We start from the raw sequence: 24980 nt of genomic DNA, 5'->3' as shown, positions 1-24980 counted from the left end.
GAACCAGACATTTAATAATACTGATATTGGCATGTCTATTCCGAATGCAATTTGTTTTTTCCCAAACAAACAAATTGTATATTTCCCCAACGGATTGCCCGTTGGGAAAGACTACGCAGGTGAAAATGCAGATGGACAACCGTTCCGAGGTGGTCGCTATCCAGTTCAATCTACATATACCGGATGTGGTAACATTAGAATCAGCTAATGGTATCCAATTGACAGAAGAGCGTAAAGATGATCATAGTATATCGGTAACACCGAAAGGCAATAACAACTATTTGGTGGTTGTCATGTCCGGTAACAATAAACCGTTCAAGCTTGTTTCCGGAGCAGTGATTCAAATTCCATTGGTTGTGCCCGATAATTTGGAAGTGGATAAAGAATATCCGTTCGAACTTACGAATGTCATACTGGCTGACCGCAATGGTAAGAATGTGATGACTTCATTTGATGCTGGAAAGATCAAGATCGTGGATGACAACGGACCGGATATCACCCCGAAAAACATCCAATTGCAGTCTGACAACTTTAAGCCAGGAGGCAATGTGACCCTGACATGGAATGTCGAGAATATCGGAGGAAAAACGACGGATGACGGATGGAACGAATATCTTTATTTGGTGGATGAGCTTGGCAATGAGTATGCTATTGGAAATACACGGTATACGGAGACCTTACCAGCCAAAGGTTCTATCTCGCGTAAAGCCGAGTATAAGATAGGCGATTATCCCGGCATAGAAGGGAAGGTAAAAGCGAAAGTTGTCCTCAAAGCGTTTTCCGACTGGGAACTGCCTGTTTATGGGGAGAATAATGAAGGTGAATCGCAAAATGAGTTGAATATGCCAAAGGTTCTGGCTTGGAGTCTGAATGCAACGGTCGTTCAGGAAAAAGGGAGTCCGGAAGTTTCATGTATGTTGGCCAGGAGTGGTTCACGACGGAAGGAGGAGACATTTACGTTTACAAACGAAAGTAAGTCGCGTTTGCAAGTGCCGGAGCAGATAACGATCCCTAAAGGAGAATCCGGTACTTATTTTAAGATAAAAGTAATAGACAATGAGATTGCCAATCCGGATTCTTTTGTAGTTGTGACTGTTACGGGAAACTCCTATCTGGAGTTGAAAAAAGAGATATGGATCGAAGATGATGAACATCCATATCTGAAGATGTCGGTGAAGGAATCCGAAATAAAGGAGGGAGGAATGGTGACGATGACGCTTGAACGGGAATGGAATATCTCGTGGCCGTTGGAAGTACGGTTGCGTTCTGACCATTCTAATCGGTTTATCGATTTTCCGTCTGTCGTAATCATTCCTGCCAACCAAAAAACGGTAGAAGTGAAATTGAATGTTGCCAATGACGACCTTCCCGGATTGGACGATGAAGTAGTATTCACGGCTTCTGCTCCCGGACATATATTTGATTTGGAGAGCCAGCGTTTTGTGAAAATTTTGGATGATGATATACCGGATATCGATCTGATTCTTTCCACTACAACGGTTAGTGAGGCGACTCAGTCGGTTGTGGCAACATTGAAGCGTACTGGAGTGACGACCAACAAGGTGACAGTACATCTGACAGACAATGGGAACGGACGGATCAGTATACCCGCTTCGATTGTGCTCGAACCGGGTATGACAGAAAAACAGTTTGTCATAAAGACAGTTGATAATGCCATGAAAGATGGTGATAAGGAGGTGACGATCAAAGGTGCGATTTATGTTTCTTCCTGCAATTGTTCGACTGCAGGAACTGAAACCGGTGTGTTTGAAAAGAAAATCACGGTTTTGGATGACGATGATGCCAGAGTAACGAGTGTCGCCTCAAAGACGACTTTATTGGAAGGGGAAAAAGGAAAGATCACAGTATCTGTCAATGAAGTGCTTTCGACTCCTTTGACCGTCAAGTTGTCTTGTGACAATAAAGAGGTTCAATTGCCGTCTACCGTCATAATTCCTGCCGACAGCCGTAGGGTGGATGTCGAAATCACAGTCCCCAGAAATGAAGAGTCGGAAGGGAACCGAATTATAACAGTTGTCATCGATGCTGGTTCGTATGGTAAAAACACTTGTTGGCTGAACATTACCGATCAGACGTTGTCTGATGCGGTGGTGACAACCTTACAGACAGAAAAAGAAATTCCGGTAAATGGAAGTGCGAAAGTAAGTCTGACTATAAAGAACGAGGGAGCAGCCGCTTTGTCTGCACAAGCGAAGGTGTCTGTTTATTTGAGTACAGGAAAAGAGTTGAATAGTAGTTCGATTGCTTTGGGCAGTCTTTATACGCAGAAGGAATTGGCGGTAGGTGAAAGTGTTACATTAGATAAGAATTTTACATTTCTGGAAAAGACCGGTGACTACCATCTGATAGCCATCGTAAACGAAGAACAGACGAAAAAAGAATTGTCGTATATCAACAATACGTCAGCTCCATTTGCTTTGACATTAGCCCCTTTATATACAGTACAGGTTTCTTTGGATAAAAGCGTGCTTAAAACCGGAGAATCTGTCATGATCACCGGAAAAGCAACCGGCAGTAAAATTGCAGGTGTGCCGGTTGATCTATACATTATTAATAATGGCTATCGGAAAGTCATTTCCGTGACGACCGATAATGCTGGTGTTTTCCAAACGAGCTTCACGCCTGAAAGTTGGCAAATGGGGCATTTCAGCGTGGGTGCCTGCTATCCGGACGAAGGACTCGAAAAGGAGATAGCCGGGTTTGATATGTATGGGTTGAAGAGAGTTGACGTATCTCCTATACAATGTGAAGTATTGGTAGGTCAGACACAGACTATTCCTGTTAAAATCAAAAATATATATTCTACAGCAAGTAATATTAAAGTAAAAGTCATTTCAGGAGCGTTGGGATGTGAAATTGCATCAAATGGTATGTTGAGTTTGGCTGAAGGCGGAACAGGTGAAATCTTATTGCAAATAAAAGGGAAGACTGTTTCTCCAAGAATGAGTTGGGAAAAAGTAAAACTACAATTGATTTCGGATGAAGGAGCTGTTTTGGAACTACTTGTATATTGTTATTGTAGAACTGAAAGGGCAACATTGGTGGCTAATGTAGAGCGTATCCAAACGACAATGGTTAGAGGCAATATACGTGAGTATCGCTTTATGATTGCTAATTCTGGTGGTGGAGAAACGGGTGAAATACGAGTAACTCCCCCTAAAGCGGAATGGTTATCGTTGGCTACATCTGAGATTATTCCTTCATTAAAACAGGGGGAAAGCACTTCGGTTGTCCTTCGACTATCTCCAGCGGAAGATATGCTGCTGAGACCAGTTATGGGAACGATTGCAATCAATTGCGAGAATGGGGATGGGCTGGCGATGAACTTTGTCGTTACACCTGTTTCTGAGAACGTGGGAACTTTGGTGGTTGACGTGTGTGATGAAAATACCTATACAGCCAAGGGAGCTCCTCATGTGTCGGGAGCATCTGTTCGTATCACAGAGTATAATACAGGTAGATTACTCTTGGATGCGAAAACGGATGTGAATGGTTTATGTACTCTTCCAGCCTTGGCAGAAGGTTATTACAAAATCGTTGCTACAGCGGAAGGACATGATGTAGTCGAGCAGGTCATATTGGTAGAGCCAGGAAAGGATAATAAGGTAGTGATGAATCTGAGTATCCAGGCGATAGCAATAGACTTTAAGGTTGAAGAAACAACTTTGGAAGACCGGTATACGTTTTCTACAAAAGTAGACTTTGAAACACATGTACCGGTTCCTGCTGTCGTTATAACAGTCCCGGATCGGATTGAAGCGGAGGCGTTACAACCTGGTGAATCATTGGTTTATACAGTTATTTTAAAGAATGAAGGATTGATTACGGCTCAGGATTGTGAATTTTTGGCTCCAGAGGATAATTCAAATTTTGATTTCGAACCATTGGTTACAGGTTTTTTTGATTTGAAAGCTAAACAGTCAGTTTCTATTCCGGTTGTGATGACTCGAAAAGGAAATGTAAAGACTCGTAGCAGTGAGAGGGAAGTGACACCTCTTCCACTTAGTGATTGTTATCTATATGACGGAACCAGTTATTTTTGGGATTGTGGAAATGACCGTAAATGGCATAAATATTATGTTCCGACAAAAATAATGGAATGTGTGGATGATGGGAGTGGTTTTAAAGGATTCCCGTTTATGGGAGGAGGAACTATATTTGGTGGAAAGGGAAAGGATAATAACCCGGTTACTGGCCCAACTCAAATTTTGGATAAAAAAGAAGAATTGGTAGTTGGTCCCGTTCCACCATCGAAACCAAGTAAAGGATGTATTCCGTGCCAGATGAGTTTGGTCGGAAATGGAATCAAATGTGCTAGTCGTTTTATTCCTGTTTTGGAAGAAACCAAAGATGCAATAGAAGAAGCAATCCAAGAGGTTTTAGATGAACGGCTTGAAGAAGAGCTTTTGAATGATGGAATTCTAGAAGAAGATATAGAAAAATTATTTGAGAGGAGGGATTTTTTATCATTCTTATCAGATTTAATGAAGGCTGCGACTGAATGTGTACAACAGTTTTTTGATCCTAATCATCCAGAGTTATATAAAAAAGTGGCAGAGTGCTATAAAGGTTTTGAAGATTCTTTCAATACGTTTATCGATGACTATATGGATAAATATTTGAAAGGAAAAACGGACGAGCAGAAAGATATATTTAAACGAAGAGCGCGGAAGTTAGTAAAAGGTTTAGGAATAGCAGCCGATGTTTTGAATTGTCTACATGATTTTGCTCATGCTTGTGATCATCTGTATCAGACTAAAAGCGGAACGAATGGTCACATTCCGGCTTATATAACCGATTTTTCTAATGTCGCTATAAAAGCAGAGGAAGGATTGCAAAGTTATATGGACATTATGCATGAAATTCTAGGTGATTCAAAAGAATGGTATGATTGTTCTATGGATGAGTTAATAACTTGTTTAGATCAGTTTGATATGGATCATCAAGCTGTGTACGAGAATGTAGTGGTTTACAAACCTTCTTGTGTGGGTGAACAAACTTTTAGAGATTTTGTCGAGCGCTGGAATAATACGCAAGCAAATAAAGCTGTTGAAAATCGGATGGATCTACAAAAAATATTGAACTGTTCAAACAAAATACAGGAACATAAACAGTATGCGCAAGAAAAAGGCTATGCTGGTATAGAAGAGTATTTCGCTGACCAATATGTATTGTTAGCATCTAAGTTGGACGAATCCAGTCAATCGGTATGCTCTTCTGTTGCTTTGAAGTTTGAACAGACAATGGTGTTGACTCGTCAAGCATTTAAAGGTACTCTAATGGTTAAGAATGGACATGAGTCAGAGTCGATGAAAAATGTCAAGTTGAACTTGGAGGTTATTAGTGAAGATGGAAGTGTCGCTACTGTGAGAGAAATCCAAATATCTCCTAAAGAAATCCAGGGATTTACTGGCCAGCTTGATGGAGTTTGGGCATTGGCTCATGGAGAGACAGGAGTTGCAACGATTGAGTTTATCCCGACCAAGTATGCCGCCCCGACCGGCCCAAAAGAATACACGTTCGGTGGAACGCTCTCTTATCTCGATCCGTTTACCGGCTTGGAGGTGACTCGCGACTTGTTCCCGGTAACCATGACCGTCAGCCCTTCTCCGAATCTGTCTATGGATTACTTCGTGCAACGTGATATTTTAGGGGACGATCCTTTTACAAAAGATGTGGTTGAACCGATGATCCCGTCTGAATTCTCGTTGCTGATTCATAACGTGGGTGCGGGGGATGCTAAAAATGTAAGTATGGTCACTCGACAACCTAAAATAGAATATAATGAAAAAGGGCTGTTGGTAGATTTCAAAATCAAGAGTTCGCAATTGAATGGTGAAGCCGAATCTGTTATAATGGGCGAAAGCGTGCAAAACGATTTTGGAACAATTAAAGCAGGAAAGACCGCTTATGCCCAATGGTGGATGACCAGTACGTTACAGGGACATTTTACGGACTATAAAGTGGAGGCGACCCATGAAACTAGCTATGGTAATTCTGATTTGTCCCTGTTGGACACAGTGCGTGTCCATGAGTTGATTCGGGGTATTCGGGTGAATGAGTCGGTTAATCCAAAAGTTACCGGTTTTATGGTGAATGATCTGGAAGATGATTTGGATTTCCCGGATAGGATGTACCTGACGGATGGTACGACTGCCCCAGTTGTCAAAGCTACTTCCGCTGAATTGCAGAAAATATCGGATACCGAATATAAGTTGGATATTACTCCTTCGGCTAACGGATGGAATTATATCAATATTCCGGATGAGACCGGTGGACGGTTGAAGTTGCTCAGTGTGAACGAAGATACAGATCTGGATACCCGTAAAGTATGGCAAACCGATCGTACATTGCGGGATGGAAAAGACCCGAAGTATGAATATCTGATTCATGTGGTAGATTATTTCGAAGACGGTCCGGTGACAAAAGCCACTTCTTCCGGCTCTTTCCGGTTAGTCTTTGAAGAGCGTCCGAAAACTACACTGGCGATAGAATCCATTACAGGTTTGCCTGAAGAGGATCAGGTGGCAACCTCTCCAGTCGGAACAATTACGATCAAGTTCAACAAAGCCGTTTTATCGGATGCTTTAATCCCAAGTATGGTAGAATTATATTATCAAGGCGAAAAAGTGGATACGAAAGGGCTCCAGTTTAAACAACAACAACAAAACACATATACATTGGATTTGTCAACTCTTACCAAGCAAAACGGAGTCTATACATTGACGATCTTAACATCTAAGATTAAGGATTCCGAAGGTTTTACCGGTGAAGGGGACTTTTCGGTTGTTTGGAACCAGGTAGCGAGTGGAAAAGTCTCTTTAACAGCTTTGGCCGATCCGGAAAAGGCGGGAACTGTTACTCCCAGTTCCATACAAGTCAATTATGGAAAGAATGCAGAATTTGTAGCAAAGGCAAACAAAGGCTATCAGTTTAAGACTTGGACGATCAATGACCGGACCGTGTCGACTGAAGAGACCTATTTGCATACCGCAATCGTGGACCAGACGCTTGTCGCCAATTTCGATCCAATCTCTTATAAGATCGAAATCTCTTATGATGCTTCCCAAGGTTTTGTCACTTTCGGAACCGGTTATTACGAGTTTGACAGTTCTTTGGAACTGATCGCAACGCCGAATGATGGATATCGGTTTGCCGGATGGTTTATTGAAGGAAACAGAGTCTCGATGGAGGAACGATTTATATATAAGGTTACCGGGGATGCCAAACTGGAAGCGCATTTTGAAGCTACTGGCAGTGATCCGGACAATCCTGACACCCCCGGAGGCGAAGATCCTGATAACCCCGATGGTGGTGATCCCGATGATCCGACTGCTAATGAGAATGTGGAAACGATTATCGTACAAGTCTATCCTACGCAAGTAGCCGATTATGTCCATGTGGGCGTTTTGCCGGCGAAGAGCCGTCTTATCCTGTTTGACTTTACGGGTAAGCAGGTGAAACAGGTTTCCTCTTGTGAGGGTAATGTAGATCTGTTCATGGGCGACCAGCCGAGTGGTTTCTATCTGTTGCATATCCTGGCGGGAGATGAGCAGAAGAAAACGGTGAAGCTGATTAAGAAATAACATGTGCGTGAGATAGATAAAGAAAGATCGGAAATTTCCGGCCTTTCTTTATCTATCATGTTATGTCTTCAAACTGGAATTGATCAGGCAAAATGTAATGAAAGTCGTCCGTGAAGCGGTTCTCCGTAACGAAGGGTCTATCCTTGAGGGACTATCCCCAATTTTGTGTAAACTCAAAACTACAGGAGGGGGTGCATCGTGCATTACGACACACCCCCTTTTTTTGTGTTTCTATTCTTTGTTATCCCGTTCAGTGCCCTTTTTCATCGGTTGATTGTCATTTCTTCTCCAAGTCCTTTCAATAGGGCGTTTGCGAGCCTTTTGTACTTATATATTAGGATTTATTTACTATAAATTAAGTATTATTATATGTTGATTGTAAAAATTAATTGCCTGATTTTCAATTGAATTTCGGCAATTTGTTTTATATTCGCATGAAAATCAACCAAAACGCTTTCAACTATGAGTGATGAAGAAAAGATAATTGCTATCTGTTGGCTGGATTCCGGATGCTATCAGGCGACATCTGTTGCTGAGCATTTCGGTATGTCCGTTGTTGATCTGGAAGCGGATCTGGCCGCTTTCAAGAATCATGAGAGCTACGCGAAACAGTATGCTGCATACATACAAAAACATACTGCCCCCAAGCTGGCTGACTGCTCGTTTACAGACTGGGATCAGAACTGTACGCTTCGGGTACTGAAGAACAAACGTATCGAATGTGTCATGTGCATTCCCGAAGAAGATAAGTATTACCATTTCTATATCCCGAACAAGTCTTATCTGGACAATATATGCGAGAACTCCCCCTGGATACCTTCAGACCGTTTCCGGCAGGAATTGGTCACCAGCCATATCAACGACTGGAAGGAACTGACGGCAGAAGAGCAGTTCAAGTTCCTGGTCAAACGGTATGACAGTGACATTTTCATCCCCTTCAGCAACCGTGCGGAAAAGACATTCATCAATCAGGTACTGGGTATACGTATTCCCGGTTCTTCGGACTGGACCTTGACGGACCAGCAACGGATGTACCAGGCTTCGGGAGGTTCCGGCGAAGAAAATCCCGCGCGTAGAAATATGAATATGCAGAACGCTGATTTGAACGCTCAGGACAGGTCCATAAGACGGGACCAGATACACCAGTTTGCCAAACTGACCATGACAGGCAGTTTCTCTTTCTCATGGGATGGAGTCGAAGAGGAATGTGAGCTTGACGACTCTGATATGGAGGCTGTACAGAGTTTGGTTCAGGAGAATGATTCCAAACGCTTGCAGGTGTTGGCATCCAAGGGGCCTAAATCCATCGAAAAGGGTCTTCTGTACAAAATAGACCCGTTCTACGAATTCTATCATCTTCAGGTTCCTATGAAGGAAGGTGTGGATTCCAACGACTTCACTGCGCTCAAACACACTGCGCAAAAGGCGTTCGATGCAATCTCGGAAGCTTACCATGCCCGATCTGCCAATAAGCAGACCGCTGCGGTTGCCACCGGTCAGAAGGTTCAGACTGCTGTACTTGACATGAAGCTGCAGGAGTCTATCTGGCAACTTTTCCACGAATTGCGTGATACGGAGGACGAAGAGGAATGTGACGGTATTATCGCTGACATACAGATAGCCCTTCAGGATGCTGGCACAGAACAATACGGGCTTGTATATGATATGTATGTGCACGAGTTTCAGGAGACTATGAACAGTGATTTGCAGGAAAAATTGAAGTCCGTTTTTGTGATGCCGGAACAATCGAAACCCGACAAGGCTGAACCGGTGTGTACGGTTCCAGCGGTTGCTGCCTCTGGTGGAACTGTGCTCCCTAATGGCGCCGGTAAGTATGATGCGCTGCAACGGAACCGTATGGAGCTGCTGACAGAAATCCGGAAGGACGGAATGACACCTGAGCTGATAGAAAAGCTGAGCTGGACCGAGCAACAGATTTTGCAGATACCTGCTGGACATAGACCGGCTTTCTATCCGGAAAATGATTTGACCTTGTATAAGTTGTACTTGAGTGGGAAGATGCTGACAGAACTGGCCGTTGTCAAAACGGTGACAAGCCGGCTTTCCCCCTCTGAGGTAAAAGAAATATATAACCTTTAACTGAATCGTTATGAATTTGTTCAAAGCTGTAGGAACTGTGTTGAAGTGGCTGGTAGTCGTACCCTTGCGGTATACGGCAAAGCTGCTCATGTGGGGTGGCCGGCATCTGGGACGGTTGTCGGTTAAGGGGGGGAAGTATGCCTGGAAACGGCTGAGAGGAGAGAAGGGTACAGCTGTAGTTGTAAGGAATAAGGACGGTGAATATATCGGATTCGAACTTTATGACAGCAATGGGAAACATGTCAAGACAGGAACGCTTTTGGACCTGACTTACTATTATCGTAAGAACTTCCTTAACGGAGTTCCAGAACATATCATCTCTACGTATCGGATAGACAATATCTATCCCTACATGAAATGGCTGAACAAACCCATACAACGTGCATCAGAAGCTTTGTATAGATTGACCACTGATAATTTGCCGGATACGTCATTTTCCCTTCGGGAAGGTTATTGGAGGTACAAAAATGACTTGACACAGGGCGAGATGACTCCGGATCAGCAAATGTTGTTCGGTTTCTTTAATGATCAACAGGACAAGCTGATGGAGAGAGCCGAACTGAACCGGGCTATAGCGAAGGAGGATGGCGATTGTGTACTTCAGATATTGGAGGAAAGCAAGCTCAGTAATGACCCGGAAGAACTGAAGGATAGGTTGGTTCAGTGCTCGGAACATGCCAAGCAACTGTTCGATTTTATGGACAGCAAGCAGTTGTACGAGATGCTGAAATACATAAATCATGTTGAACCGTCGGTGAGTTGTTGGGACCATGAATGCTATGTGAAACTTCTGAATATGCCGTATGAGCAGATTAACACACTGCAGTTGTTCCATTGCAGGATTCAAGATCACTGCTTGGTAGGACGAGATGGTACGGCAGAAGTTACCAAGGTGGTCAATAGGTATGATTTTAATGAGGGATGGAAAAAAGACGGTCCGGAACGCTTCAGAAACGGTAATGACAAGGAAAAGGCCGAGATGATATCGCTCGCACAACAGGCCGGCAACAACGAGGCGGTGCAGGAAATGGCCAAGCAGTTTTATATGGGCATGTTTAACCAGAACAATATCCGCAGCAGGCAGATGTACATGCAGTCCGTGCAGGAACTGGCAAGAGTGGCGGTAAACACGAATGACGGTGTGGGTATGTCCCCTTTGATGGAGTATTTTTACCTGGTGCACCGGAAGAATGTCGCTTGCCTCGAACTGGCTGAAGGGATGTATACGGACAGAAATTTCATGGTATCTGAAAATTATTCTCTGCTCAAAGCTGACTTGGAGTCATTAAACAGACAGATAGACGAGATATACGCTACCCCGGCAATCATCAGCTTGGAATATCAGAAGGTGGACAAGCTGGTGGAGATGTACCGGAAAGGTTCAATAAAGGGACCGGACGGAAAGATCCAACCGGATGCGGCTGAAGCTTTGGCAGGCTTGATCTATAGTTTGCACAAAGTTGGGGTGGCTGAAGGTGTCATCGAAAGACTGGCGAATACGGATATTCTGAAATCGGCAGTCTTGAAGGACGCGCTGTTGAGACATAACCTTTCCCAAGAGGATGTGCAACACTACACATCCGGACAGGTGCGCGAGCGGACCGATGCGCGGCAACAGCCGGGACAATACAACCTGACATCTGCTAACGGACCGGTCATCTTACAGGGGACCGAGTCAAACCTGCTGGACAGGCTGGAACTGATTCATGAGAAATACGGACCGATGATTCGGGTGGACATGGAGGACCGCAGGGTATTGCCGTTCCCGGCAGAGTATGTCGATGACATGATGATGCGCGAACCGGAAACCCTGAAAGATATTATTCGTCAGGTGGGAGCGGAAGCACTGGCTTACCGGAATGGTGACCTTACGGCAGAAGAACTGTTTCAGTGCCCATGCTATGAGCCGTACAATCCCAGGACAGGAAATGATGTGACGTCCTTGGCTGACCGGATGACGGAATTCTGGGCAGAGAGATCTATGTCTCCGCAAGAGATGGCTGCGTCAGTGTCAGGGGGTATCTCAATCCCGGTATCCGGCAGCGAGGAATTGCAGTTCTCCGCTGACACGCCGCTGGACAAGTCATTCTCCCAAACGGACGAATATATCGAGAAGGTGGATTCCATGCTACAGAAGTATGACCCTAAATCAACCTTTGACCAGTACTGTACTTTGGTCTGTCCCAGCGAAAAGGCAGTTGACATGTGGCAAAGTAAGGAAAACCAGGCCGTTTTTGTCCGGCTGATGGATGAATGTGTGGCCATGTCCATGGCATACCGGAAAGGTGAGATTACCCCGAAGGAACTGATTAATGCCATTCCCAACGCACAGCGCGATAATGGATATTCCAAGGAATATGCCGATAAGTTGTCCAATAGGGTCATGGGTATTTACGAGGGACGTATCCGCAGTTCAGTCCAACAGTTACAGGATGACGCTTCAGGGGAAAAACGACGTGTGGGTTATCACAGATGAAAAAGGACTATTATGGAGAAACTGATGACTTATGATGAAATAGAAAAGGTGTATGGCCTGCAACCTGAAAAAATCGGACTTTGGTTGTCCAAAGGATATATACAGGGGGCTGACGGTTACGTGTCCGTTTCCTCTCTGAAGTCATTCATGAATGACATCGGTATGGATAATGCCGGCATGAAAGTTAAGGGATCACTGACTACCGCTTATCGGCAGTTTGTCCGTACATGGCCGGATATATTGGGCACAGAACTGAGTGATATGCTCCGCGAATGTGCAGAGGATGATGACATGGCGACGGTAGCTGCCAGACATGACATAAGTCTCTCTACCCTGCAGTATTATATCCGTACGGCTTCCATCCGGTTGAAAATGTATTATGCGGATGTACCTGCTTTGCGTCTGCGGCTGGCTGAGACCATCCGGGAGAACCGAAACCTGCAGCTTTTATTGAAAAGACAAGGTTCCAATGCGGACAACAGCAAGGATGTGATAAAGGAGATGGTGTGCTCTGCACTGAAGGATAATATGATATGCAGCGAGCGGGACCAAGAGACGGCCTACCGGGATTTCATGCGGATGTTGCTTACTTCCGTGACAGAATTGGGCTTGTCGGTACGCTGCACGAACGCGGCCATCAAGAGCGGAGTGAATACCCTGTATGACTTTATCGTGGTGAACAAGGCTTGCGGAAAGAGCGGGATGCTCACCAAACTGCCGCACTTCGGAATGAGGTCCTATCAGGAAATAGAGGACTTGCTGACACGGCTGAATCTTATCAAGGTAGACAATAACGGCTGCTGGACATCGGTAGCGGATTTTTTGATTGACACGAATTCGGAACTGTTTATACGATACAGTGGAAGTTCCGTGCAATCGACTCATAAGCCCCGGCTGAGAGGGAACGAGATGGTGGCCGAGTGGATCGGCAATTATATGGAGTTTACCCACGCCAAACGTCGGTAAACGGTTGAATGGAAAAACGATTAACTAAATATGACTATGGATACGAATAGAGAGTACTTGCAGACTAAGTATGCACCGGACCGGAACATCGAGACACTGGCGGTGGCATTCGCTATGCATTATATGCAGCAGCATCCTGGTACGAAATCCTTGTGTGACATGGCAGATGTTTTGCGTGTGTCTCCCGAAGGGTTGAATGATCTTATCGTGCAGGCGGGGAACTCCCCACTGCTTAGCGGGCAACGGCCGGACAGGTTGGAGCAGCTGGCCTCCATCAACGAGGTCCGATACAATAATTTTCTAAAGGCTGTCGAACAGAACAACCGGGTGGCGGTTCTGTCCAATCCTTCCCTTTCGGCTGATGCAGCGGATTTGGCGTTGGCACGGTACTATTTGAACTCACATAACAACTCCCGGTTCCGTTCTATGGCGTCCCAGGCGTTGGGCATGGACGTGCGGACCATGGAGAACTTGTTCTATGCGGCGGCCGCCAAGTCGCTCTTCCGGAACGAGAACGCTCCCTTGCTGGAGAAATTTGCCAGCGAGAATATCGAGAAGTACAACAAATTCCAGGAAAAGATGGATAATGTGCTGTATGTGAAAAGCGACATCGAGCCGGGTAAGAAACTGGAGGATCTGATTGTCGGGTTTGCGGTGAACTATATCAACAAGCATCCGGACGAAGAGACAAAGGAGAGGGTGTTCAGTGCACTGAAGGTGAGACCCGCTATCCTGGCCGAACTGTACCGCAAGGCGCAGAAAAGGCCGGTGCTGAAGGGTTATACGGTTCCCACATTGGGCAAGCTGGCTCAGCTGAACTGGAAACGCTACCAGAATTTCGTGAAGCGTGTGCTGGACACGGACATCAAGGTGCAGGCAAACGCCGGTGACCTGATTGAGCGGATGATCCCTTCCCGTGAGTTGGGAGCCGCCGTATACCTGATGGGGCAGGACGAGTTCTCCAAGAACCAAATCTGCCAGGTATGGGGGCTGTCTGAGGAAGCATTTCAGGATGCCATTGACAAGTACTCAAACAGCAAGGAGTTTGAACAGAACTGGCTGGCCGGAGAGGAGCAGAAGAAAAGCTATATACAGCGGATTATACCAGAGATCGAGCGGCTTCGTAACGATGCAGCCGAAATACTGGATCCGACCTACAAGGTTTCCGGTGAGCAGGGCATCGAGAATATCAATACGGTAAGCGATGAAGCGCGGACGAAATATCTGCAATACCACCCGGACGTGTTTGCCGGACTGGATAAGGACCATACGACTTACGAGAATGCGATGATCGCTTGCAAGGCTTGCGGTCTGGCGCTGGAGCATGTGGTGAATAAGGAGCCCAGACTGGTGGACTATAACCTGTGTATGGAAGCGGTCAAGTCCAACGGATATGCCCTGAAATGGGTGAAGCGTGCCTGGAAGGACCGACCGATGTGCTATGCTGCGGTCGCCAACAACTATAATGCGTACAAGTTCGTCCCGCGCAACATGAAGAGCGAGCGCAAGCTGATGCACCTGGCAATTACACCTATGGGGGGCGGCCAGAATCTCCAGTATGCGTTCCAGAAGGACAAGTCCAAATATCTTTGCCGTATGGCTGATCGCACGTTCGCCGAGGCACGCGAGTTCTTCCCGCAGAGGTTCGCACCGTCGGACAACGAGCTGAAACGTCAGGCACGGATGGCAAGGGCTCAGGCCAAGATGCAGGGACAGCAGCTGGAGAACGGGGTCAAGGTGACTCCGCAGGACTACTTTGACCTGTATCCCACACTGGTGAAAGAGGCGCGTGAGGCTATTGAGAAGAATTTCATGTCGGTACGTGCCGAGACGGAATCGTTCGTCCGTAACATGGCGGCGTTCTATAACGGTTCCATTTCTGCCAGCCAGCTGTTGGCCGAACCGCCAATGGCGGGCCGCTATCCGGAAGACATGGATCCGGCAATCAAATACCGGACGGTCGTGCTGGACACGTTCGCTTGTGCGACAAGACATCCCGAACTGGTGCCGGCGGGCAGCCTGAACGTGAACTTCAAACCGTCAGTGCAGCGCGATTTCTCCGCTGTGACGATTGATGACTATTACAAACGGCCTGCAGGACAGGACAAGGGCCCGGCTGACCAGGTGAAGCCTTTCTGGGAATCGGCTAATATGGACAGCTCCATGTCGGAGGGCGTCAAAAAGGGATTGGTGCATCTGCTCAAGCAGGAGGCTGAACTGGCCATGGCTTACCGGAACGGCGAGATATCCGCTGAGAAATTCTTCTCCACACTTCCTATGGGAACGAATGTCCCGCAAATGGAAAAGGCGCAACTGGCAGGATACGCCAACGAACTGACACAGTACTGGGCTGACCGGTTCCCGGAAATGGTTCAGCAGCAGAAACAGAATCATTCCCAAGACCAAGGGCTGAACAGATCCCGCAACGGGGGCATGCATCACTAACCTATTATCCGGATTACTATGGGACTATTGGATTATTTCAAGGAACTGGCAGGCGAGGTTGATGAAAGAGACGGCCAGATTAACATCAGGACGGATTTCGCTAACCGTCCCGGGGCCTTGTACCTCTGTATTAATAAGGAGAGCCACAGGGTGACCAGTGTGCGTCTATGCGACATCGCTTCCCGGCTGAAGGAGGATACCTTCGAATCATTTATCTGCGAACAGGTGAAGCAGGTGAAGAAATTGGACTTCATTCCCAACGAGATCGCTCTCTTCTACTTTGTGCCGGACCTCGCTACCGTTCCACGTGTCCACAAAGAGGAAAATGACCACTTTATCCCGTACATCCAGGATAAGCAGCCACAGATGAAAATTGACTTGACCGATGCTGCGTTCGCTGTCAAGTATGGCTTCGACTTGATAGAGAATGACAAGTGCTTTTCGGCGGTTACTAGTGGGGTGGGGAATACCGAACGGTACCGGGAGTTCATGGAAAGCAACGAGAAGGAACGCTACCGGGGTATCGTAAATTACTATCTGGATGGCATACAGGAGGATTACCGTAGACAAAAGGGCATCTCTGCCCGAAACCCGATCTATAATTTGTTACAGCGGATGGGCGACAACGAGAATGTGGTAGGACTGATCGTGCACCAGATAAACAGGCGCAAGGACATTGCTCCCCTGATGATGCGGATGCTCAAGCCGGTCATCTTCAACACGAAATGGGGGAGGAAGAATATATCCGACGCCGAGATGCTGAATTACGTGGCAAAAAATGACATGAAATATCTGAGCGTAGAGTTCAGGAATCAAACAATGCTTGACTTCTTCAAACGAAACGGATTGTTAGACGCTGTGTTGGAATGGTGCGGTTCGGTGAGCTATATGGATGACTATGTACTCCACAGGGGGCCTGGAATCTCAGACAAGGTGAGCCCCATACCGGGCTTGACGGTCAGCGAGACATTATACCAGAATATACTCGACAAGGGGGCTGCGGTCGGACAGATGTGCTACCGTAGACTATGCCGGGACTTACGGAAGGAGAAGGAACTGAACCCTATAATCGACTTGACGGCTAAGTATCCGGATTTTATACGCAAAGATTGTCCCGGCGAAAGGCCGCTGCCGCCGGGAATGACAGAGGACTCGTTCGAAAAGGGACGGGAAGCGACCAAGAACAGGAGCACTTCGTGGTTTCATTTATAAATTCCTAAAAACAATGTTATGGAAAACGAACAGGAACAGATCAAGATTAACAATTACGACATCAACATGCTGATTGGCATATACTTCTATGACCAGGGTACCATTCAGCTGAGTAAACTGGCCGAGAGACTGTGTGCACCGGAAAACGAGGTGGAGCTGATCTTGGCAGAATACCGGGAGTCTCCGGTGTACAAGGATTTCTATGCTGAAATGAGTGCCTTCTCTAATGCAAGACTGGGTAAGTAGGATACGGAGGTGCTGGCTAAATGCATGGGCGAGGCTGCCGAGCTGATGAAGGCTTTTTATGTATTGGATCAGCGGAAAGTGAGCCCGGCTACCATACTGAACGAGGGCAATGTGGATAAACTGCTCCAGTCTGCCTATTTTGAGGAATGTATCGGAAAGGACCTTTCGGTGCTTCTGACTTCCGAGAGCTCGGAGAACCAGGGTTGGAAACGGCTGATGGCTGAGACGGCACTGGCAGATGGCTATCAGAAGTCCATGGAGGCGATGCAGTCCTACAGGGATTTCAGACGCTCACAGGTGGACGGTGATTTGGGTGAGAAAGAAGCGGAGTACCGGGTGTTTGCGACGGAGGCTTACGAGAAGGCGCAGCGGGCTTCAGAAAATTATACAAAGGTTTTCAACCAGACTTTTGTATTGCCCGAAGTGATGGCGATGCGTGACTTGTATCAGAAAGGGGATGAACAGAAGCTGTTGGTTATGGTGCAGCAGAAGCGTGCAGATGCGTTGGTGATAGGGCAGTTCGTGGATATGCTTTGCGGACAGCCCCAGGGGCTCTCCGCTGACTTCACAGGGACTCCGGAAGCTATATCGGACGAGTTGCATAAGGCACTGACCGAAACGGCGTGGTTCGAGAATATGGTGGGGCATGACTTGTCGGGCATTTACCCTGAGATGATGACACAGGCGCAGTTCGAGATGGCACAGGGCTATGTCAACCGTATATGCGAGCAGGCTGGGGACGGAGCAACAGTGAAGGTGAAGGCGTTCACGAGCAAAGCGAACCTGATAGAGATGAAGGTGAACCCGCAGGAGATTGCCAGACGGATGGATGTCCTGACCGGAAGGGTGGAAGAACGTAAGGAACTGAACGGGTTGACCGAGAGCTTTGTGAAAGGGGAGTCTCAAGGTGTCAGTCAGGAATTCTTTGAATCGGACCAGTTCAAGAGACACTACGGCGAGGATCTTTCTTTGGTAGGGGCCAGGCCGGGTGTGGCTGATGTCATGGTGATGGAGCAGTACCGCAAGATGCTGGAGGGACGTATCTCCGAAATGGCGGCTGATCTGTCACAGAACCCGTCGGCTGACAGAGTACAGGATTACAAGGAGTACGAATCATTGGTGAACCAGGCAGAGGTGGCTTCTCTCCGTATGGACAGTTTGTATGCGGACAGGCCGGTACAACTGATAGATTTGTCTGCCGATGACCTGGCCGGACTGAAGATGGACCGGACGGTGTCATTGCTCTATAATGAGCATACGGGCAAGATGATACTTGCTGAAGCGGGCACAAGCCTCGAAGGGACTGAGGGGTATTCGGTGATTGACCGGTTCACGACAGCCAAGCATGCAATGGACTTCATACGTCTGGCTGATCAGAAAATGGAACAGACGCACCGTTCCGGACTTTCCACGGACAATATGCGAAATGAGTATAAAGTGTTCAAGGCTCTTCCTGCTAACGACAAGTCCTTGTATCTGTCCATGAGCATCCTGTCCAACGAGATGGCGCAGAAATCCGAGCATCCGGATCTGGCTGCCATGAGACAGTTCGCATTTGAATATGAGCAGAAAGTGCAGTTCGACCTGGCGAACCCGGGTGTGACCGATGTGGTCAAGACGGATGCCAACCGTGCGAAGCTGCAGGCAAAGATTGATCATGACAGCGGTGCCGACCGTACAGAAAAGGTGGGTGGCCGGTCAATGTGATAACAGAGAATGAATGAGGGCCTGCCCTTCATGGGCGGGTCCGGTACTAATTTAAAATAGGACGGTAATGAAGAATTCTTACCAAAACGACATACAGACGGTACAGCTGGGTAATATCATCTCTTCGGTGGGATCATTGCTTGACCGCTCTGAAAGTATGCAAGAGACGCTAAGCATGTTTCATCTGGAGCAGTCTGCTGAGATTTTGCTTCAGCTGCTCGAAGCGGGGGACGAGCCGGTCAAGACGGAAATACTGACGGCCTCGTTTCTGGGTGATGTTGCCGAGGTGCTGTACAAACGGCTTGCCGGCCTGGACTTCCCGGAGGATACCCCGAAGAATGTGTTGGCCGCTCTCGCGAACGGACTGATGGTGAAAATCGGACTGGTCGGTGACGAACTGGACGAACTGGAGACTTATGCAAGCCGGATGGACGGCTATCTGTACGAGGGCAGGGACGAACGGCTGAAAAGAATTGCCGAACTGCATATTTTGAGTGACTGGCTGATGCAGGCGTATGAGCGGATCGGCAAACTGTTGCCGGAACGACTGGAAACAGAGGAACAACGGCTCATTAAACGGTTCTCCTTCTGGCAGGCATCGGGCTATACGGCAGACTATCTTTATCTGGAGGGATTGTCGGATGACCTGATGGCATCGGACTTCCTGCATTCGACCTTGCAGGATGATCTGTCTAATCTGCAGGCGGCGCCTGAGTCGTGCCGGGCGCTGATAGCCCGTACAGTGAGACTGTGTAACGTGGTAGACCAGGACGGCTCCCTCGAAAAAGAGGAACGGTTACAACGGATAGATAATGTGATATTGGACTATAATTTCCACATCCCGATGAGCGAATGGGACTTTGTCTCCCTTCCTGACGGTTATCTGACGGCCTACATGAAGCTAAGGGCCGGGGAAATAAGGTTGAACGAGGTGGAGCAGTCGCTGACAGACGAACGGATGTGTCGGTGTGCCGTATATGTACATCCGGATGATATAGCCTATGTACCGCAGTCGTTCTGCAGACTGGATATGGCTGATTATGCATTGTCATACGGCTCGCCGGAGAACCTGAGGTATATTTCCCAGGATATGCAGACCCCGCAACAGGTGGCGCTGGCCCTTTCCAGGGACCCGATGACGGCCAATTATGCGAACCCGGATTTGGTGTCTTACGAGATAGCTTCTGCCATCGTCCTGAAGGACGGACGGGCCATCCAGTTCCTCCGTCCGGAGAATTACACGAACCAACAATTTACGGCATTGGCACAACTGGCACTGATACAGTCGCCTGATGTACTCAAGTATATCCGTCCGAAGTTCCAGACGAAAGAGGTGATTGCTGTCGCCGTGCGGAAGGATTACCGCTGTTTCAAGCAGATCCCGGTACAGCAGCGCACAGCGGAAATGATGATCTATTTTCTGTTTGTTGACCCGCGTATCGGTGAGTTCGTCCCGGTCATGCTGCTGAAGGACGAGGTGTTTCGGAAAAAGGCATCCCTGATTACAAACAGTTGGGAACGCTATGCGGCGCTGCCGGAGATTTCTGCAACCAACTGATCGAAGGGTTATGATAGCCAAGATACTGAAACATTCCAAGTCTTTCGCAGGGATAGAATACAACCGGCTGAAAACGGAGAACGGAAAAGCGGAGATGCTTGAAGCGAAGAACTTTGAACTGGAAGCTATGGTCGGACTGACGGGGCAGCCGAGTGCGGCGACATATCTCGATTTCCTGAACTATGTGTCTGACCGGCGACCGGACGTCAACTACCGGCAGTTCCATGCGGTCATTTCTTGTGCCGGACGTGAATTGTCCAAAGAGCAGCTGTTGGACGCCGCCCGGATCTACATCGACAAAATGGGATATGGTGACCAGCCTTACCTGGTGTTCTTTCATAAGGATACGGACAACAACCATGTACACATCGTCTCCACACGGGTACGCTATGACGGCTCGCTGGTATCCGACAAGTCGGAACGGTACCGCTCGCTGGCGGCTATCCGGGAGATAAACAGACAGTTCAATATTTCCGAATCCGAGAACTTGCAGGTGCGGGCCAAGAAGGATATCGCCGCTGCCTTGGAGTGGCGGTTCGCATTCGACTCCAACCTGGTGGGTATCTTCAAGGAGAAGGGCTACAAACTGGAGAAGTCCCAGACGGTTGCCGGACGGTGGATCCTTTCTTCGGACGGCGAGATGTGCGGAACGATTACACAGGACCAAATCGATGCCTGCAAGAAGGCTTACAAGGAAGGGGTGTCCGTGCGTGTCAATGGCAAGCTGCCTGTGGACAAGCAACCGAAAATCTTCAAGCGAAAGCAGCTGTTGTTCAAGAAACTGACCGAATATGCGTCCAAGGGCTATACGTTCGAGGAAATCAAGTCCCTGCATGAACTGAGGACACAACTGGGATTCCATATCGAAAGCACTACGGTCAAAGACAAGGAAGGGAAAGAGCATATTCGCTGGTCGGTGACCGACTATCCGGGCAAGACTGTCTACCGGAGTTCTGACGTGTTCCCGATTGAGACGCTGGTACGCTCCACGGACTTCAGCGAGAAAGCGGATCATTTCTATTCCTTGGTCAATCAGGTGCTGGCAGAGGAAGGAAAGAAATGCGGCTGGAGGAGATTCGCCGAACGGATGTCGGCGCTGGGATATACTATGCATACCGGCAAGGGAAATGTCGCTTATGCAACCAGGCCGGGTGAGAACGGTCAGTACCATCTGCCGGCTGACACGGTGGCCGCGCTGAATTATAACCAGCGTGTGATCAATGTATCGGCAATGGATATTCACTCCGAAGAGGAAGCACGATGCCTGGCGGCCATCAACAGGGTCAAGGTGGACGATATTCGTCCGGTACAGTTAACGCCGGAAGATAAGTCTGTACGCAAGGTGGTAAGGGAAACGCTTTCTTCCCTTCTGCACAACCTTTCGGGCGAGGATTTGAGCGCGGCGCTCAAAAAAGAAGGGGTGTCCGTGGTGCTCATGGGCAAGGAACTCTTCTTTTATCACCCGCAAGGCGGCTTGTACAATGTGTCCAAATTGGGTGGCGGTTTCACGGTAGAACAGGCGAAGGGCCTGGACTTGAATGTGCTTGACGTGGATCGCATGAACCGCTACTACAGCAGGTGGGAGGATTACTTGAACGAGAAGACCGTCACGTATCCCGAACCGCCGGGCGAAGAACAGCAAACTAGTGGCAATACCCGTGGCACCGGACAGAATCATAGCCGGTCAGCAGTAAGCGGTGGTGCTTCCGGAAGGAGAACCCGCGCAAGGGATTATGATGACAGCCGGACTAGGTCCGCTTCCCCATCCATGGATGCTGTGCTCAAACCGATATCACTGGCAGGATTCCTGGCACAGATGGCACAGATTGCCAACCAGATGAAAGCCGGAGGCGGTGGTGGAGGTGGCGGGCGCTCCCGCAAACGCAAACGTAGGGATGATGATGAAAATGAAGATTGATACTAAGTGCTGGTTGATACGTTCTCATGGAATAGTGGAAGGTGTCAACCAGAACTGTAATGGATGCAAATCAGAGAGAATTCCCAACGGAATTCCGGTGTATCAAATGAAAAAACTAATAAAATTTGCTCTGTCGTACTGATTTGCTTATCTTTGTCTGACAATGATTTAGTAGTAACCAAAACCGAAATAAATATGTTAATAGTTTTTGCCAATCAGAAGGGCGGTGTGGGGAAAAGCACACTGGCTTTGTTGTTCAGTGACTACCTCGGTATGGCCGGTTACAGATGCCGTGTATTGGATTGCGACAAGCAACAGAGCATCTTTGAAAAGTACCTGCTGGACCTGACTTTTGAGGGTATCCATTATGATACCGAAAAAATCCAGAATGATGATTGCCCGGTTCCTGTCAATCCAAACTCTTTGTTCCGGATCGAACGCCTTCCGTTTGACGTGCTCTCCGGTGCTATACGCGGATGGCTCGACAATGGGGAGGACTCTTTTACCGATTCTGAAAATGACTTCAATATATTCGACATGCCCGGACAGTTGGACATTGAGCAAATGGAACCTATTTTCCGGCTGGCAGATGCCATCATCACACCGACAAGCTTCAGTGATTTTGACAACAGCTCCACACTTACGTTCACTAACGCATTACGCGGGATGAATCTTCGAGCCAAACGCTTCGTTGTGCCAAATGCCATTATGACATCAGCAAATTATTCGAGCCGTAGTGATATTGAGCAGCAATTGTTGGGTATGGGGTGCCATATCACACCGGATGTGGCGCGTACCGTAAACCTTTCCCGGAATTTAAGTACGATGTTCATTAATCCCTATGTGCTGGCTGTCGTTGAGAATGCTTTTGCTTATATAATAAAGAAATTGAAATAGCGTTAACTTGCTTTAAATTACAAAAAGTGTTTATCCATAACTTTATGAGAATCAAATTAAAATGATAATTTTGCAATGGCAAACCTAAACGATTTAATCAAAACGGCGAAGGAGCAGACTGCCAAAAGAACAGCTCAAAACACTGAGGATAAACGTTCCTCTGTTGCTTCACCGACTGCGTTTACTGGTACGGGAGACTCAGACACTCCCAAGGCGGTCAATTCGATTGCCCAATCACCTACTGACACGGTATCGGCCGTGCCGAATGAGAACCCATTAAAGAATCCGGCTGATAGTGCTGGAGAATTCATGAACGAGCCCACACCTAAAAGAAAAAGGGCCGATTCGTTGAAGAATATTTCCGAGGAAGAGTTGAACGAACTGTTGACGATGTATGAGAATCGCAAAAAGCTTCGAAAGAAAGTATCTCGACAAAAGCGGAAATTTACACCGGAAATCATGGAACTCAAGGAAAAGTGTAGGATATTTTTGGATAATAATCAAATTGATGAAAAGGCCGTGATTCGAGTAACAGGTGAAGCACGTGATTTAATCTTTTTGTTTGGGAAAGTCTTCAATATTCCTACCCAGGTATTAGCCTCCTACATTATTCAAAGTTATTTGGAAGACAATTTTGCTGAGTTCGTCAAGAAAGTTCGCCGATTGGGTAACTGACAACCTGCCATAAAACAATAAGATCATGAAGTGGATTGTTATGCTTTTGGGGGGATATACCCTCTATTATCTTGTATTGATTGTTTTTGATGCGCTCAAAAACAGTGCACCGATGGCTGATGACGAGGATACGCAGATTATCCCTGTGGATGATATGCTGAGTTCATCAAGTTTTCGGGCAAAGAAAATGGAGCTGCCTGCCGATGTACGCAAGGAGTACATGAGTGAGGATAAGGAGGAGCTTGAATCCTATCGTCCGCGACGGGTGACCGGTGCCATCTATGCACAGGGCTTTGAGGTGAACGGTTACAATCAACAGCTTATGAAGTCCGGTAGGGCGGTATTCGACGGATGTGTCTATACATTCTGAGAACGGAGCATCTGAAGATTTGAAGAAGTAGTTTTTATACAGTGCGCCGTAAATGGTGTTGATATAGGCGCAAGCGGATTTGATTTGAAGAATTGAAATATTATATTTTTACAATTAACTAAATACCAAACACTATGATTTTGATTAGTAATTTTAGAAATCTGGCGTGTGTCAAATTTCATCAGGTTAATGCCAGAGCATTGTCGTTGGCAATCGTAATGTTGACATTCGTGACAAACGCTTTCGCTCAGAAAGATGCGTCAGCTTTTGCAGGTGCAATTGATGAAGCAAGTTCACAACTTGAAGGCACTTTCGAATCCGTAGCCAATCTGTGTTTGATTGTCGGCTCACTGGTCGGTCTGGTCGGTGGCGCACAGATCTACATCAAGTGGAATAACGGCGACCAGGACGTTACCAAGCGTATCGTCGGCTGGGGCGGTGCCTGTCTGTTCCTCGTTGCAACAGGTTCAATACTTAAAGTCCTTTTCTTGTAATAATGGAAGGCATAGGTGGTTTCAAGGTGTACAAGGGGTTGCAAAGACCCCTTGTATTCAAGAACTTGAAAGGCAAGTTTATCGGTTGGGGAGCGGCTGCTTTGATTACCTCTTTCTTACTGTGTGTGCTTGTAGGGAATCTAGTCGGTGTCCTGTTTGGTATGGTGACGCTGATAGTCAGTTTCGTACTGTCTATGTCATTCATACTGTACAAACAGAGTCAGGGACTCCACAGCCGGGATTCGGGTGCGGGCTACTACATCGTACGACGTATAGTCCGGGGTAAACTGGACCTATAACATCGACAAT

General features: G+C 47.3%; 15 protein-coding genes. All 15 read left to right on the top strand.

Going from position 1 to position 24980, the window contains the following annotated elements; genetic code table 11:
• Nucleotides 1-101: 101 nt before the first annotated feature.
• The 15 genes from BQ9893_RS07760 (at nucleotide 102) to BQ9893_RS07690 (ending at nucleotide 24970) form a co-directional block, all read left to right on the top strand.
• On the top strand, nucleotides 102-7607 hold the full coding sequence (locus tag BQ9893_RS07760) for an InlB B-repeat-containing protein (RefSeq protein ID WP_167369855.1): 7506 nt from the start codon (nucleotides 102-104) through the stop codon (nucleotides 7605-7607).
• A gap of 462 nt (nucleotides 7608-8069) precedes the next feature.
• Nucleotides 8070-9707 carry a hypothetical protein gene (locus tag BQ9893_RS07755; RefSeq protein ID WP_075965585.1) on the top strand — a complete coding sequence of 546 codons (1638 nt, stop codon included), beginning with the start codon at nucleotides 8070-8072 and terminating at the stop codon, nucleotides 9705-9707.
• 10 nt (nucleotides 9708-9717) lie between these two features.
• On the top strand, nucleotides 9718-12183 hold the full coding sequence (locus BQ9893_RS07750) for a hypothetical protein (protein ID WP_075965584.1): 2466 nt from the start codon (nucleotides 9718-9720) through the stop codon (nucleotides 12181-12183).
• Nucleotides 12184-12195: 12 nt separating this feature from the next.
• Nucleotides 12196-13149 (top strand): DNA-directed RNA polymerase subunit alpha C-terminal domain-containing protein, encoded by a 954-nt coding sequence (locus BQ9893_RS07745; RefSeq protein ID WP_075965583.1) that lies wholly within the window; start codon nucleotides 12196-12198, stop codon nucleotides 13147-13149.
• 36 nt (nucleotides 13150-13185) lie between these two features.
• Nucleotides 13186-15594 (top strand): DUF4116 domain-containing protein, encoded by a 2409-nt coding sequence (locus BQ9893_RS07740; protein WP_075965582.1) that lies wholly within the window; start codon nucleotides 13186-13188, stop codon nucleotides 15592-15594.
• An 18-nt stretch (nucleotides 15595-15612) separates the two neighbouring features.
• The gene (locus BQ9893_RS07735; RefSeq protein ID WP_075965581.1) at nucleotides 15613-16806 is read left to right on the top strand and encodes a hypothetical protein; all 1194 of its coding nucleotides are present in this window, start codon (nucleotides 15613-15615) and stop codon (nucleotides 16804-16806) included.
• Nucleotides 16807-16824: 18 nt separating this feature from the next.
• Entirely contained in the window at nucleotides 16825-17052 is a 228-nt protein-coding gene (locus BQ9893_RS07730; protein ID WP_075965580.1) for a hypothetical protein, read from the top strand.
• A 9-nt stretch (nucleotides 17053-17061) separates the two neighbouring features.
• Nucleotides 17062-18759 carry a hypothetical protein gene (locus tag BQ9893_RS07725; protein ID WP_139322580.1) on the top strand — a complete coding sequence of 566 codons (1698 nt, stop codon included), beginning with the start codon at nucleotides 17062-17064 and terminating at the stop codon, nucleotides 18757-18759.
• Between the two features lie 67 nt (nucleotides 18760-18826).
• Entirely contained in the window at nucleotides 18827-20317 is a 1491-nt protein-coding gene (locus BQ9893_RS07720; protein WP_075965578.1) for a hypothetical protein, read from the top strand.
• A 10-nt stretch (nucleotides 20318-20327) separates the two neighbouring features.
• Nucleotides 20328-22235, top strand: a complete 1908-nt coding sequence (locus tag BQ9893_RS07715; RefSeq protein ID WP_075965577.1) for a relaxase/mobilization nuclease domain-containing protein — start codon at nucleotides 20328-20330, stop codon at nucleotides 22233-22235.
• A gap of 195 nt (nucleotides 22236-22430) precedes the next feature.
• On the top strand, nucleotides 22431-23132 hold the full coding sequence (locus tag BQ9893_RS07710) for a ParA family protein (RefSeq protein ID WP_075965576.1): 702 nt from the start codon (nucleotides 22431-22433) through the stop codon (nucleotides 23130-23132).
• Nucleotides 23133-23207: 75 nt separating this feature from the next.
• A complete protein-coding gene (locus BQ9893_RS07705; RefSeq protein WP_075965575.1) occupies nucleotides 23208-23807 on the top strand; it encodes a hypothetical protein in 600 nt (199 codons plus the stop codon).
• Between the two features lie 25 nt (nucleotides 23808-23832).
• Nucleotides 23833-24177: a hypothetical protein gene (locus BQ9893_RS07700; protein WP_075965574.1), complete on the top strand. Its 345-nt coding sequence runs from the start codon at nucleotides 23833-23835 to the stop codon at nucleotides 24175-24177.
• Between the two features lie 134 nt (nucleotides 24178-24311).
• Nucleotides 24312-24671 carry a DUF4134 domain-containing protein gene (locus tag BQ9893_RS07695; RefSeq protein WP_075965573.1) on the top strand — a complete coding sequence of 120 codons (360 nt, stop codon included), beginning with the start codon at nucleotides 24312-24314 and terminating at the stop codon, nucleotides 24669-24671.
• A gap of 2 nt (nucleotides 24672-24673) precedes the next feature.
• A complete protein-coding gene (locus BQ9893_RS07690; protein WP_075965572.1) occupies nucleotides 24674-24970 on the top strand; it encodes a hypothetical protein in 297 nt (98 codons plus the stop codon).
• The last annotated feature ends 10 nt before the right edge of the window (nucleotides 24971-24980 follow it).

The sequence above is a fragment of the Parabacteroides massiliensis genome, from assembly GCF_900155425.1.
Lineage (GTDB): Bacteria > Bacteroidota > Bacteroidia > Bacteroidales > Tannerellaceae > Parabacteroides > Parabacteroides massiliensis.
This window is presented reverse-complemented; position numbering and strand designations above follow the sequence as displayed.